The organism is Salinimicrobium sp. TH3 (assembly GCF_026676115.1).
Classification (GTDB): domain Bacteria; phylum Bacteroidota; class Bacteroidia; order Flavobacteriales; family Flavobacteriaceae; genus Salinimicrobium.
Window position 1 is genome coordinate 124,662 of the sequence record NZ_JAPONB010000003.1, and the last position, 13,209, is coordinate 137,870.

General features: G+C 39.5%; 12 protein-coding genes and 2 tRNA genes. 5 read left to right on the top strand and 9 right to left on the bottom strand.

The genetic code is table 11. The features are described from left to right. Positions 1–2: 2 nt before the first annotated feature. The 5 genes from OU683_RS06315 to hutI all read right to left on the bottom strand — a co-directional run bounded on the left by OU683_RS06315 (position 3) and on the right by hutI (position 3,898). The gene (locus tag OU683_RS06315; protein ID WP_268136371.1) at positions 3–797 is read right to left on the bottom strand and encodes an MBL fold metallo-hydrolase; all 795 of its coding nucleotides are present in this window, start codon (positions 795–797) and stop codon (positions 3–5) included. A gap of 64 nt (positions 798–861) precedes the next feature. Next, positions 862–1,320 carry a GNAT family N-acetyltransferase gene (locus tag OU683_RS06320; protein ID WP_268136373.1) on the bottom strand — a complete coding sequence of 153 codons (459 nt, stop codon included), beginning with the start codon at positions 1,318–1,320 and terminating at the stop codon, positions 862–864. 3 nt (positions 1,321–1,323) lie between these two features. Next, positions 1,324–1,674, bottom strand: coding sequence for a DUF1622 domain-containing protein (locus tag OU683_RS06325; RefSeq protein ID WP_268136375.1), 351 nt, complete (start codon positions 1,672–1,674; stop codon positions 1,324–1,326). Beyond that, positions 1,667–2,662 carry a formimidoylglutamase gene (locus OU683_RS06330; protein WP_268136377.1) on the bottom strand — a complete coding sequence of 332 codons (996 nt, stop codon included), beginning with the start codon at positions 2,660–2,662 and terminating at the stop codon, positions 1,667–1,669. The genes OU683_RS06325 and OU683_RS06330 overlap by 8 nt, the downstream gene beginning before the upstream one ends. Then, complete coding sequence (gene hutI / locus OU683_RS06335; RefSeq protein ID WP_268136379.1) at positions 2,663–3,898, bottom strand: imidazolonepropionase; 1,236 nt, start codon at positions 3,896–3,898, stop codon at positions 2,663–2,665. A gap of 128 nt (positions 3,899–4,026) precedes the next feature. On the opposite strand from hutI, the gene OU683_RS06340 reads away from it, so the two are divergent. The 3 genes from OU683_RS06340 (at position 4,027) to OU683_RS06350 (ending at position 6,770) form a co-directional block, all read left to right on the top strand. Beyond that, positions 4,027–5,199, top strand: a complete 1,173-nt coding sequence (locus OU683_RS06340; RefSeq protein WP_268136382.1) for a trans-sulfuration enzyme family protein — start codon at positions 4,027–4,029, stop codon at positions 5,197–5,199. 716 nt (positions 5,200–5,915) lie between these two features. Next, positions 5,916–6,632: a bacillithiol biosynthesis deacetylase BshB1 gene (bshB1, locus tag OU683_RS06345; protein WP_228913225.1), complete on the top strand. Its 717-nt coding sequence runs from the start codon at positions 5,916–5,918 to the stop codon at positions 6,630–6,632. 62 nt (positions 6,633–6,694) lie between these two features. Beyond that, a tRNA-His gene (locus OU683_RS06350) sits at positions 6,695–6,770 on the top strand. A 284-nt stretch (positions 6,771–7,054) separates the two neighbouring features. Here the strand turns inward: OU683_RS06350 and OU683_RS06355 are convergent. Next, positions 7,055–8,086, bottom strand: coding sequence for a M28 family metallopeptidase (locus tag OU683_RS06355; protein WP_268136385.1), 1,032 nt, complete (start codon positions 8,084–8,086; stop codon positions 7,055–7,057). A 166-nt stretch (positions 8,087–8,252) separates the two neighbouring features. Between OU683_RS06355 and OU683_RS06360 the strand changes: the two genes are divergently transcribed. After that, entirely contained in the window at positions 8,253–8,681 is a 429-nt protein-coding gene (locus OU683_RS06360) for a CBS domain-containing protein (protein ID WP_268136387.1), read from the top strand. Positions 8,682–9,165: 484 nt separating this feature from the next. Then, a tRNA-Ser gene (locus OU683_RS06365) sits at positions 9,166–9,250 on the top strand. Between the two features lie 654 nt (positions 9,251–9,904). Here the strand turns inward: OU683_RS06365 and OU683_RS06370 are convergent. From OU683_RS06370 to OU683_RS06380, 3 genes are read right to left on the bottom strand one after another with little or no spacing between them, the layout of a single operon-like run. After that, entirely contained in the window at positions 9,905–10,552 is a 648-nt protein-coding gene (locus OU683_RS06370; RefSeq protein WP_268136389.1) for an HTH domain-containing protein, read from the bottom strand. Between the two features lie 2 nt (positions 10,553–10,554). After that, positions 10,555–11,634 (bottom strand): DUF6371 domain-containing protein, encoded by a 1,080-nt coding sequence (locus tag OU683_RS06375; RefSeq protein WP_268136391.1) that lies wholly within the window; start codon positions 11,632–11,634, stop codon positions 10,555–10,557. Then, complete coding sequence (locus tag OU683_RS06380) at positions 11,621–13,207, bottom strand: DNA primase family protein (RefSeq protein WP_268136393.1); 1,587 nt, start codon at positions 13,205–13,207, stop codon at positions 11,621–11,623. The genes OU683_RS06375 and OU683_RS06380 overlap by 14 nt, the downstream gene beginning before the upstream one ends. Positions 13,208–13,209 lie beyond the last annotated feature (2 nt).

Consider the following 13,209-nt stretch of genomic DNA (forward strand, 5'->3'; position numbering starts at 1 on the left):
ACTTAATCCCCCGGATACCAGTTAGCTAATATTACTTCCACATTGGGATTACCCTCGTTTACCAGTTTTTTAAATTGTTCCACATCTGCCTTGCCGTCCTTTCCTCGAAAGTGGTACGGATAAACTTTTTGGGGTGCGAACTCAATGACAGCATCTGCTGCCGCATCCACTGGCATGGTGTATGGTAAATTCATTGGCACCAGGGCAATATCAATGTTTTCAAGATTTCTCATCTCCGGGATATCTTCGGTGTCACCGGCTATATAAAGTCTCTTGCCGTCTTTTTCAAGTAAATATCCATTTCCGCGTCCCTTTGGGTGAAATTGCTTTGCTTCCTCCCGCAGGTTGTACATAGGAATGGCCTCAATAGAGATACCCTTTTGATCTAAAGTCTCTCCATTGTTCATCACCGTAAGCTTAGTCCCTAAAGAATCGGGCAGCTCATCTTTTACGGCCTGGGGTGCAATGATGGGAACATTGGTTAAATTCAAGGCTGCCAGGGTTTCGGCATTCATATGATCGCTGTGGATATCGGTAAGGAGGACCATGTCGGCCTGGTCCATTCCGGCAAAAGCTTCAGCTCCTCCCACCGGGTCGAGGTAGATTGTCGTCTCTCCCCAATTTATCACAGCCGTCGCATGAGAAATGGGATGAATATCTATTTGGTCCTCGTTAGTGTTTGCTGCAGTTTCGCCTTCCATTACCTCTTCTTCGGTAACAACAGGTTCTTCCCGGTTTTCATTTTTGCAGGAAAAAAGAAACACAGGGGCTATAAGTAAAATTAAAATTCGCTTCATAATTATATGGTTTTACATAAAACTACTTAAAAATGAAGCTTTTTGCCCCAGGTTTAATAGTACTTTAAGAAAGCGGAAGCTCCATTTTAATGTCACCCCGGGAATATGGATTGCCCTCTCCTAAGGGAATTTCCTTAAAACCGTATTTTTTGTAGATGTGAATTGCATTCTCCAGTTTACGGTTCGAATAAATGATGAGCTTTTTCCATCCCTTGCTACGTGCAAAATTGAGCGTATGCTCCATGAGTTTTTGGCCAATACTTCTTCCCTGTGCAGCCGGTACCACAGCCATTTTTGTCAATTCAAATATCCCGTCCTCAATTTTCATAAGGGCCACTGTACCAATAATTTTTTCCTCTTCACGAACAAAAAATATATTACCTCCGGGTTCTATGATATACTTTCCCGGTTTTCCTAAAACCTCTTGATCATGGGGTTCTACCCAAAAATATTTTTCCAGCCACTCAATATTCAGCTGCCGGAAGTCTTCGGCGTACCGAGCTTCGTATGAAATGATCTCCATTAATTACCCTCCTATTTCTTTTTTCTGCCAGGGCCATTTCCCCTCAAGTTCTACCTGTAATGAAAGACTTAAAAAGGTTCTTATTAATACAATTACCCCAAGGACCAGTACATTTTCCATTGTGGGAGCTGTGCTTACTGTAGCGATGATATCCCCGGCGACTAAAAATTCCAGACCTAAAAGAATAGCTTTTCCCAGATCATGACGAAAAGTCCTGTAGGTACTGCCATCCTCATGTTGCTCAAAGAAGTAGCGCCAAAGTGCAAAAAACGGCCCTATGATCATTACCAGGACTCCTGCAATCTCAATAACTAATGCTGCCAGTTCTACATAATATTGTATAGTTTCATGCATATTTTCTCTCTTTTATAAAATCTGTAACAAGGAAACTCAAGGCTTTTCCTGTAGGAAAGGCACCGTTTGCCACAGCTTCACAAATGTGAAGATAACAACAATTTTTTTCTTTTGTTGCCTCTCTTATAAGCTCTCTGGCTTCGTCTAAAGTAAGGCCAGAGGGGGAAACCGCACTGCTGGGAAAGTTTGCTATGGCGTCACAATCCAGTTCCAGCCCAAATTTTTGTTCCCTTACAAAATCCAAATTGTCTCGAAATGCTGCTGTGCGTTGTTCTTGCAAAAGCTCCTCCAGCAGGCTGTAATGAAATGCTTCGGAAGCATCCATGTCATTAAAAATATATTGCGGAGTATAATTACGCTGAAGTCCAAAAACAGAATACTTCTCTAAAAAGCCATTTTTGAGGGCATAGCTAAAACCATTGCCGCTGTGGCGATGTTCCAGTTTTCGAAGATCTGTATGGGCATCAATGTTCAGGACGTTGATGGGGTGACCAAAAGCTTCAGAGGCACCTTTAAGATTTCCGTAGGCATTATTATGGCCGCCGCCAATGATGACGGGAAATTTCCCTGCAGAAATAACCTTTTTGACCACCTCACTTACTGCGGAATCCAATTGCTCTACAAGATCCCCAAGCTTCTTAACATAATTAGGATCTGAAACATCAATGTTTCCTGCCTTTTGCATTACTTCGGAAGTATTGATCTCCCCAAGCAGCAGGATCTTTCCACCTGAATTATATTTGTTTTCCTGCACATTGAGGAAGGCTTTCAGGAAATCCTCCCATGCATTAGAAGTGCCCGGTTTACCATAATTCGCCCGGACCCCAACATCTTCGGGGATCCCGAAAATGACAAATTGAGCATCAGTTTTTTCGAGGTCCTCAAGTCCCGAAGCAATTCTTATCCTTTCCCCCAGCTTAACTTCTCCGGGCCTGGGGGATATCATTTTTTGTATCTGCTTTTCAGAATAAAACCTGAGCTGGCTCATCTAGATCTTTTTTCCATTGATGTAAACCGAATTGATGTGATTGGCACCAAAGGAGTAGGGCATGAATCCATAGGAGGGGATCTCATCTGTGAGGATAAGGTTTGCTGCCTTTCCTTTTGTGATGCTGCCATGGGTGTCCAGAATATCCATCGCATACGCCGCGTTGATTGTTGCTGCATTAATGGCTTCTTCGGGATTCATTTTCATTTTGATACAGGCCAGGGAGATCACCAGGTTCATATTTCCGTTTGGGGTGCTTCCCGGGTTGTAATCGGTTGCGAGAGCGAGAGGTAACCCCGCCTCAATAATATCCCGCGCAGGGGTATAAGGTATTCCCAGGAAAAGAGAGCAGGAGGGAAGAGCCACAGGCATGGTTTCGCTGTCTTCCAATACATCAAGATCGTCGGGCTCCATCACCTCCAGGTGATCTACAGAGAGAGCGTTGTGCGCTACTGCTGTTTTAATCCCGCCAATAGAATTGAACTGGTTGACGTGAATTTTTGGTTTTAGTCCGTATTTTTGTCCCGCCTCCAGGACACGGTGGGTGTCTTCTACGCTGAAATAGCCTTTTTCACAGAAAATATCCACAAATTCTGCCAGCTTCTCTTCGGCGATCTTTGGCATCATTTCATTGATGAGCAGGTCGAGGTAACCGTCCCTGTCATTTTTATATTCCGGCGGAATGGCATGAGCTCCTAAAAATGTCGCTTTAATGGGGAGATCGTAATTATCCTTTAATTTTTTTATAACCCTAAGCATCTTCAGTTCGGCTTCTGTGGTCAGGCCGTATCCCGATTTGATCTCAATGGCCGTAGTCCCCATTTTCATCACCTCCTCAAGCCGCTTTGCCGATTGCAGGTAAAGATCATCCTCGGAGGTTTCCTGAAGCTTTTTTGCCGAATTTAGGATACCTCCGCCTTTTTCAGTAATTTCTTCATAAGTGAGCCCGTTGATGCGATCTATGAATTCCTGTTCTCTGTTTCCGGCGTAGACCAGGTGTGTATGGGAGTCGATCCAACCCGGCAAAAGGAACTTTCCGGAGGCATCAACTTCAGCTATTCCTTCAAAAGAGGGTAGATCCTGCATTTTTCCGAAGTCGGCAATTTTACCGTCCTCCACGAGTAACCAGGCGTTGTCAATCACGGGGAGCTCCTTCATTTCACTGCCTTTTAGAGGCTTGAGAGTTTCCTCCCGCACCTGTACGAGCTGTTTAATGTTCTTAAAGATGGTTTTCATAACGTAAAGATAGGAAAGTGTTGAGAATTTACAGGGCCTGCCAAAGAGGACCTTCAAAAATGCCACTTTTGGTGCTCCGTCTTTTCAGTATTTATTTTAACTTGGGGAAGAATTTTTTTCCAACAACTATGAATCAAAAAAAGCCAGGTCTAAATACCATCTGTACCCATGTGGGAGAGGTAAAGGACGAACAATTCAAGGGAGCTGTATCCCCGCTATTTATGTCAACTTCTTATGCTTATGAAGATGTAGAGGTGAAGCGGTATCCCCGTTACTTTAACACTCCAAACCAACGGGGACTGGCCCAAAAAATGGCAGCACTGGAACACGGGGAGGCTGCTCTTATCTTTGGAAGCGGAATGGCTGCAGTAAGCACCGCCCTTTTTGCCTTTTTACAAAAGGGAGACCATGTGGTACTTCAAAGGACCCTGTATGGAGGTACCAGTAACCTGGTAGTGGAGGAATTCGAAAAATTCGGGATTGAATATTCCTTTGCGCACGACCTCTCTGCCGAAGCCTTTGAAAAAGAGGTTCGGGACAATACAAAGGTGATTTATATTGAGACCCCGTCCAATCCCCTTTTGACCATTACAGATATTGAAGCTGTGGCGAAGCTCGCAAAGAAGCATGGGCTGGTGAGTATGATCGATAATACCTTTGCTTCGCCGGTTAACCAGAATCCTATTGACTTTGGTATTGATGTGGTGATACATTCGGCTACAAAATATATGGGCGGGCATAGCGATATCCTGGCGGGAACTGTGATCTCTACGGAAGAATATGTGGACAGGATCTTCCAGCTTGCGAAGAATTTTGGAGGCAGTCTAAGTGATTATACCGTATGGCTCCTGGAACGCAGTCTTAAAACAATGGGATTAAGAGTAAAGGCACAGAATGAAAACGCTCAAAAGCTTGCTGAATTCCTGGAGGGAAATGAGCTGGTGAAAAAAGTTTACTATCCCGGTCTTCCGTCCCATGAAGGATATGAGCTGGCGAAAAAGCAAATGCACGGCTTTGGAGGGATGATGTCCTTTGAACTGAAGGATATCAATTCTCAAACCTTTATGAATTATCTAAGGCTTATAAAACCTTCAATGAGTCTTGCGGGGGTAGAATCTACCATCCTGTTCCCAACCAAAACCTCTCATGGTTTATTAACGCCCCAAGAAAGGGCAGAGCAGGGGATTAGTGATCACCTTATGAGATTTTCTGTAGGTATTGAAGAACCCGAAGATCTTATTGCCGATATAGAACAGGCATTAGAAGAGGCTCGTAAGGACATGCTGGACGTGAGGCTTTAAAACATGAGTCAAGAAACAAGGGACAAGAATCAAGACGAAGAAGTGATCAATATTCAGTGATCGGTTTTCAAATCATCTGAATAGGAAGCTCCGGAGGAGCGAAATATTTATAGCAGAATAGCGAATAGCTCTGAAGAGCTCCGGAGGAGCGACATTAAATGAGTGATCAGTATTCAGTGATCAGTTTTCAGATCATCTGAAAGAGAAGCTCCGGAGGAGCGAAATATTTATGGAACAATAACCGGAATTGCATACAGAGCTCCAGAGGAGCGACACAAGGCAATAAATTCGTGTATTCGTGGCTAAAGAAAGAAACAAGAATCAAGAGCCAAGACTAGTGCTTAGTGGTCGATGTTCAGTAGTCAGAATTTTGGGAATCAAGCTCCGGAGGAGCGACATTAAATGAGTATTCAGTGTTCAGTGCTCAGTGATCAGATTGTTTGGGAATATTCATGTATTCGTGGCTAAAAAAGGAAACAAGAATCAAGAGGCAAGAGCCGGGACTAGTGCTTAGTGGTCGATGATAAGTAGTCAGAATTTTGGAATGCATAAAACTCTGGAGGAGCGACATTAAATGAGTGTTCAGTGTTCAGTGCTCAGTGATCAGAAATTTTAGGAATCATGCTCCGGAGGAGCGATATAATTAAGTTGAAAACAAAAAAATTATTCGTGTATTCGTGGCACATATATAGACACAGAAGAGAAATTAGAAAAAAATGAAGTTAGATATACTGGCCATTGGGGCCCATCCCGATGATGTAGAATTAAGTTGCTCTGCGACGCTTGCTAAAGAGATTTCCCGCGGAAAAAAAGTTGGTGTTCTTGATCTTACCAGGGGCGAATTAGGAACCCGTGGTACGGCTGAAATAAGGGACCAGGAAGCTGCAGATGCTGCGAAGATACTTGGGCTTTCTATGCGTGAAAACCTCGAGTTTAGCGACGGGTTCTTTGTAAACAATGTGGCACATCAACTGGAGATCATAAAAGTTCTTAGAAAATATAAGCCAGACCTGGTGCTGTGTAATGCCATTGATGACCGGCATATTGATCATGGTAAAGGTGCAAAACTGGTAGCCGATGCTTGTTTTTTGAGTGGTTTGAGAAAGATAGAAACCATTCTTGAAGGAAATTCCCAGCATGCCTGGCGCCCAAAGAATGTTTTTCACTACATCCAATGGAAGAATTTAACGCCAGATGTCGTGGTCGATGTCACCGGATTTATGGAGAAAAAGATGGAATCTGTAAAAGCTTATCGCTCTCAATTTTGGGATGAAGACAGTAAAGAACCCCAAACGCCCATCTCGAGCAGTAATTTCTTTGACAGCATCACCTACAGAGCCAGGGATTTAGGTCGTTTAATAGATGTTGAGTATGCCGAAGGATATAACGTGAGCCGTCACGTAGCGGTAGATTCCCTGTTTGATCTTCTGTAAAAATTTGATTTTTTTCTTTTGTAAAAGAAAGGATTTATACTACATTTGCATCCGATTAAAATGGTGGTTGTAGCTCAGCTGGTTAGAGCGCTGGATTGTGGTTCCAGAGGTCGCCGGTTCGAACCCGGTCTTCCACCCAAAAAGCTTCTTGTGAAAACAAGGAGCTTTTTTTGTATCGCAGTTTTTTTGGAATGGTCTGGCAGGGTGAGAAGCCTGTCCTGAGTCCTTCGACGCCGCTCTGGATAAACTTCATCGAAGGAAACCCGGTCTTCCACTCAAAAAGCTTCTTGTAAAAACCAGGAGCCTTTTTGCTTTAAGAGGTTCCATTTGGAATAGAGAGAGTGGTTTCCTGTAAGACAAAAAAAGACCTAACAGGTTGTGAAAAGCTGTTAGGCCGGGATTCTTTAAAATTGTATATAGTCTTATTCTGTAGCTTCTGTCGTAAGAGTAGGTTTGTCAACATAAGGTCGTGTATCCCTGTTTGCTACTTCCCAAGCCGTAAGGAATACCAGTTTGGCTCTTTTGGCCAGGAGCTCATATTCAATCTTATCGGGAGTATCTGTAGGCTGGTGATAATCTTCATGTACTCCATTAAAATAGAAGATAATTGGAATATCATGCTTTGCAAAGTTGTAATGATCACTACGGTAGTAGAACCTGTTAGGATCATTTTCATCATTATAGGTATAATCCAGGTTGAGGTTAAGGTATTTTTCGTTCACCTCTTCACTAAGTTCATGAAGCTCTGTACTTAATTTATCGCTTCCAATAAGATATACATAATCACCCGCACTTTCCATATCTGTTCCTATACGCCCAATCATATCAATATTTAGGTTGGTCACGGTGTTAGCCAATGGGAAAACAGGGTTTTCTGAATAAAATTTTGATCCTACAAGACCTTTTTCTTCTCCTGTGACATTCAGGAATAAGATAGAACGCTTAGGAGCAAATCCATCTTCCTGTGCTTTTTTAAAAGCTTCGGCGATTTCAAGAATGGCCACAGTACCCGATCCATCATCATCGGCCCCGTTGTAGATGTTTCCTTCATCATCGATCCCCACGTGGTCATAATGAGAAGAGATCACCAGGACCTCCTCCGGCTTAGTGCTACCTTGGATAAAGGCCAGAACATTTTCGGTATCATTCACAGTTCCGCGTGTAAAATAACTACCCGGTACCTCCTGGAAATAATCATCCTCACCAAGAGGAGAGTCAATATCAAGGCTCTGGTATTCCTTTTTTAGATATTCGGCGGCCAATTTTTGTCCGGGTTCTCCAGTTTCCCTGCCCTGGAATTCATCACTGGCAAAAATGTAGAGGTGGTCCTTTAATTCTTCCGCAGTAATTGTATTTGCATATTCCATTGGATTGGCCTCCGAAATGTCCCGGGGCTGTTGTGCCTTACATCCTATAAGGCTCACTGCGAGGGATAACAAAAATAATTTTTTCATGTTTTAATTTCAGTTTTATAATAAGAACGGCAAGATAATAGTTTTAAAGGAATTCTATTTTTAAAAGCCTGTGAAGGTTGATTATTATAAAAGATTTCGAGGTCCTTAATAGATAATAAAACAGATTTGTCGTATTTTTAAGTACATGATGTAAATCTTTATACCAATGAAAAGTGCCGTCCCCGTTTCCGAGATTATGACAAAAAATATTTTGCGATTGTCTTTATCTGATAATCTTTCTACAGCTGAATCTCTTATGAAGAAAAACCACATAAGGCATCTTCCAGTAGTGGAAAATGAACATATCGTGGGCATGGTAAGCCTTAACGACCTGCTAAGAATTTCTTTTGCCGATGCGGTGAATGTGGAAGATGAGGAGGTTGAAACTTCAGTCTATGAAATGTTTACCATTGAACAGGTTATGACGAAAAAGGTAGAATGTATTTCTTCTAAAAATACAGTTGAGGAAGTAGCCCGATTATTTCTTAACTATGAGTTTCATGCCTTGCCTGTAGTGGATGATGACTGTCTTACCGGAATAGTCACTACTACAGATATAATAAGATTTTATCTGCAAAATTCCTCCAATGCATGAAATGGGACAAAAAAGTGAGAAGAGTAATGTAGGGGGTTACGCTTCTCACTTGCAGTGCCTTTGCAGGCAAATGTCTTAATCTCAAAATAACTCATTTCTATCTATAAAAGTATCCAATAACTTCCGGTTTAACCTCTATTTAACAGTACTTGTAGGAACTTTCCACCATATATGTGACCTACATTTGGCTTATTAATTAATAGAAGGAGAATTTGAGCCATTTCTGGGTTTTGGGTTATTGAAAAAGAGTGGTCCAAAAGTGACTTTAGAAAGAAAAAACCTGAGCAAGGATCTTCTATACTTCATTTGGAGATTTTCCCGGAAAGGAGGAGGATAATGATATGAAAAGTTGAGCTTCAATATATTAAAGGGACAGTGGCTCATGAGGTAAGCTGGATCTACTTCTTCATCTGAATTTCTCTTTTTAAAAAGTTTTCTTTTTTGGGTTTTATTTAAAAAAGCTTTTTATATTTGCACCCGCAATGGAGGAATGGCAGAGTGGTCGATTGCGGCAGTCTTGAAAACTGTTGAGGGTAACACCTCCGGGGGTTCGAATCCCTCTTCCTCCGCAAAGTAAAACCGTAAACGCTTATCAACAAAGGCTTTACGGTTTTTTTGTTTCCTAAATTGTACGATTAATGTACGACTGAGATTCTTTTACCTCAAAACGCTCCTTGTTTAGTGGAAAAAAATGTTTTTTTGAGAGGTGCATTTTATACATTTCGTGCATATCTTTAAAGTCTAACATTTACCATTATGAAAACATTAGATTATTTAACAATCTTCTTAACTGCTGTAATTGCTGTTCTTTATCAAGTATTATTTTTAGGTGTGCCATCAGGAAGCCAATTCTTAATAAGTACAATGACCGGCTCAACCTTAATTTTTTTATTACTTTTAATTTTTCCAGTTATTATAACTTCTATAAGATACCTCTTTGTAAAGGATTTTTCCATTAAGTTTTTAAATAAGATCCTTTATTATACCTTAGGTCTCTTCATTCTCATAGTAGTACTACCACAATGGTATCTAAGTTGATTTTATTGATTACTTTTATAATATGATTAACCGCTTGCCTGTGGTAAGTCATTTGAACAAAAAAGAGGGTTTCCGAAATGGTTACCCTCTTTTAATTCGTAAGCCCCCCCTTCAATTTTTTACAAAGAGTAAAATCTTTCCTGAGTGGCGATGTTAGTATTTAAGGTGCTGAGGTGTTTTTACCCCTATTGCCCTATTTGCTTTGATATTAATTTTTCTATCTCGCTGAGGGTTTCCGGTGGTAACTGGTCAAAGTCTTCTTTAGATAACCTCAGGTTATTGATCTGAATATAATTATTAATAGTACTTGTAGTTTTATTTGTTGCTCCTGAAAGTTCTATAAAGGCTTTTAAGGCTGAAGTACTACGTTCTTCTATTCCAATCAGGTAAAGAGTAGTTAAAGCCTGGTTGGCCATGTAATCAGCTTTACCTTTAATTAAGCTGTTGTATTTGTCAAAGGATCCTTTTAGGTGGTTGTAAACTGTCTGCCTGGAAAGGCCTGTTTCCTCTGCAATTAACTGAGTAGTTGGAAAGGCTTTATTTTTCAAAACCAAATTATGAATTTGGCCAGTTATTAAAGAGTGGTTGTATTCATAGGTAACGTTTCTAATAGTTCCTTCTTTTTCCTGCAAGTCATCACATACCTCTAACATTACTGTTATCAATTCCTCCTTACCTAAATTATTAGTGTAGGTATCATTTAGACGTTTGTATAAATCTTCTCTAACCTCTTCTATTTTCTCAGGATTATTATTTAAAAATTCTTTGACTGCTTTTACAGTTTTTAAATTCTCTATTTCTGTCAACTTTTGTAAACTTTTTTTCTTTGCCATTTTCATTTATTTAAATACATATCTGCTAAATCAAAGCCTCGTTTATTGTCTGTTGTCTCTAATAAATCACTAACCTCAATTTTATAACCTAATCCTTTCATTAATTCAGCTTTCTTTTGCCAGTCTTTAAATTCTCCTTTATCAGGATATAAGATTATTTTCCTGCCAATTAGAGGTTGAATTAACTTAACCTTTAAATTCTGTTTACTACCGGTAGCAAGCCAAACAACATCAGGTACAATAATGCTCATAATTACTGCTGTCTTTTCACTTTCTACAATAGCAATAGGTTTATTGTGGCCGTCATTAATACGGTGCATACCAAATAAGCATTGGTTAAGATTAAAATCAGGTTCTTTTATGGCATTGTGAATCCAATTAATACAGTTGTACGGTTCTTTTACTCTTTTACCTGTCAAAGGATCGTATAACATTATTTTTCCTGCATGTACTCTTTCCTTATGATCCATTTGCCAAAATACAGTAGCATTATTCCAGTAATAATTTGTACCGGTTAAATAATAATTCTGCATAGCAGAAAAAACCTCAACTTCAGAAAAAATAGTTTCTAAATAAGTCTTCAAATTATCCTTTACAGGCTCTTCATTGTATAGCCGGTCAACTAATTTAAGACTGTGGTAACTTGGTTTTTCAGGTTCTACTTTGGCCGTTGTAACCGTATTAATTACAGGCTCATTTTCAGGAGTAAAGTATTTACTTATATTACCTAAATATCTGAAGTCATTACTTTTAAGATACCATTCGGTTATAAAACATTCCTTACCGGTTCTTTCCAGTACCTGAGACTTAGGAATAAAATAAATACTGCCGTCTTCAGTAGTTGCCTTGTAGGCTTTATCTGAAATGCTTTTAAATGAGAGGAAACTAATTAAAAAACACTTCTTTCCTTTAGGAGGTGCATTGTGAAAATTACACTTGCTTTCCCTATCACATCTGCCGTATGTATCAGGTAGATAATTTCCAGTTTCATTTTCAACATACCGTACAAAGGTCTTTTTATGGCAATTAGGACAAATAAACTTTTTGCTCCCTTTATCCAGATTGTATTTAAAAGTCTGCATCTAAAACCTCCTTTCTTAGATCCTGCTTTATGTAGGCTACATTACCCTCGCTTATACGCTTTACAACAATTTTAAAGTGGTTTAGCCTCTTCATAAAATTAGACTTACTTACAGGCTTATAACCGTCTTCAATACAAAAGGCTCTGTAATGATCGTAAAGGAATTTAATAGAGGTGTATTGCGTTGAGGTGTGGTAACTATTTTCCTCGATAAACATTTTTACGCTGTCGCTCTGTTTCTCGTATGTAGATCGGGCCTTTTCTATGGCTTTACACTTACTGAAATTCTTTTGCTTTAGTAGCCTTTCCAGGCCTGCCAATATCCAGTTAAATACTCCTGAGAGTTCATTATTAATAATCTTTTTAGCCAGTTCTTTATCCTGTTTCTCTTCGGGTATAGTTACATCAAAGCCTAATATTAGAAACCTCCTAAAAAATGCGTCTGTATGTTCTACATCTTTAGGCAAATCATTACAGTTAAAGATCAGTTTAGCATATTCAGTAAGTAAAAAAGGCTCTCCATAAGGTAACCGGGCCTCTATTGGTTCACCGGAAACCATTTGTTTAAAAATATCAGCCTCCATTTTACCATTGATCTCACTTGCATAGTTCACCAATTTATTAGCAATCTTTGCCCTGAAATAACCATTATCATTAGTAAGGCTCTGAAGGGAATAATTACTTACATTCTCAATACCTAATAAAGCATTTATAATTTCAAAAAATACGCTCTTACCATTTGCACCAGTACCATACAGGATTAGCATTTTTTCTAATTTTAATACTGAAGGTTTAATAAAAATGTAACCACAATATTCCGCTAATACTTTTTGTTTGTCAGGATCAGGTAAAACCTCATCTAAGTAGGCCTGAAAACGTGGTGCTGTGGCTTCAGGTAGGTACTCAAAAGGTAGTTGGTGTGTTATAAAGTCTTTTTGCTGAAAGTCTCTTAAACCTCTTTTATTTGGTGTAATCTCAAAAGTTCCATTTTGGAGGTTTATAAGAACAATATCTTTCCTGGTCTTTGGAGTAGGTAAATAAGCATCTGCCATAAATTGTTTAAAAATCTCTTCTTTAAAGATGTGGATCTTTCCTTTAAATTTCTCAACTCCCATTTTTAAGGCTACATTTCCTAAAAAGAATTGAAACCGCTCCTTATCAATTTCATTCCAGTAACTGCCATTGTAGAGGTAAATAAAACCGTTCTTTTTACACAAGCCCCATTTATTTGCAATAGCAATTTTTAGAAGTTGCTCAATACATAAGATTAAGTAATGGTTCTTTGTTAGTTTGAAACTGTTTAATTTCTTTTGGAGTTTCCGGTAATCTTTAATTTCCTCTTCATTCTCTTTTTTTAATTGTCCGTCTGCATCATAAACCTGAGGCTTTAAGCTTTCTAATTCCTGCCTAGTTTCTGCAATTTCAGGAAATGCCAGTATTTCAAAGTCAGTTTTTCTTATACTCTTACTCAATTCCTGTAAAACCTCATCAGGAGTATTTTCAGGTGTAGTCATTCCGTTAATATGGCTTTCGAGGTCATTGTTTATTAAAGTCTTTAATTTTGTTGTCTGCATGG

Excerpts from the sequence above, each read along its gene's own strand:
- OU683_RS06315 (WP_268136371.1), bottom strand. The coding sequence starts at position 797 with ATGAAGCGAATTTTAATTTTACTTATAGCCCCTGTGTTTCTTTTTTCC.
- OU683_RS06320 (WP_268136373.1), bottom strand. The coding sequence starts at position 1,320 with ATGGAGATCATTTCATACGAAGCTCGGTACGCCGAAGACTTCCGGCAG.
- OU683_RS06325 (WP_268136375.1), bottom strand. The coding sequence starts at position 1,674 with ATGCATGAAACTATACAATATTATGTAGAACTGGCAGCATTAGTTATT.
- OU683_RS06330 (WP_268136377.1), bottom strand. The coding sequence starts at position 2,662 with ATGAGCCAGCTCAGGTTTTATTCTGAAAAGCAGATACAAAAAATGATA.
- hutI (WP_268136379.1), bottom strand. The coding sequence starts at position 3,898 with ATGAAAACCATCTTTAAGAACATTAAACAGCTCGTACAGGTGCGGGAG.
- OU683_RS06340 (WP_268136382.1), top strand. The coding sequence starts at position 4,027 with ATGAATCAAAAAAAGCCAGGTCTAAATACCATCTGTACCCATGTGGGA.
- bshB1 (WP_228913225.1), top strand. The coding sequence starts at position 5,916 with ATGAAGTTAGATATACTGGCCATTGGGGCCCATCCCGATGATGTAGAA.
- OU683_RS06355 (WP_268136385.1), bottom strand. The coding sequence starts at position 8,086 with ATGAAAAAATTATTTTTGTTATCCCTCGCAGTGAGCCTTATAGGATGT.
- OU683_RS06360 (WP_268136387.1), top strand. The coding sequence starts at position 8,253 with ATGAAAAGTGCCGTCCCCGTTTCCGAGATTATGACAAAAAATATTTTG.
- OU683_RS06370 (WP_268136389.1), bottom strand. The coding sequence starts at position 10,552 with ATGGCAAAGAAAAAAAGTTTACAAAAGTTGACAGAAATAGAGAATTTA.
- OU683_RS06375 (WP_268136391.1), bottom strand. The coding sequence starts at position 11,634 with ATGCAGACTTTTAAATACAATCTGGATAAAGGGAGCAAAAAGTTTATT.
- OU683_RS06380 (WP_268136393.1), bottom strand. The coding sequence starts at position 13,207 with ATGCAGACAACAAAATTAAAGACTTTAATAAACAATGACCTCGAAAGC.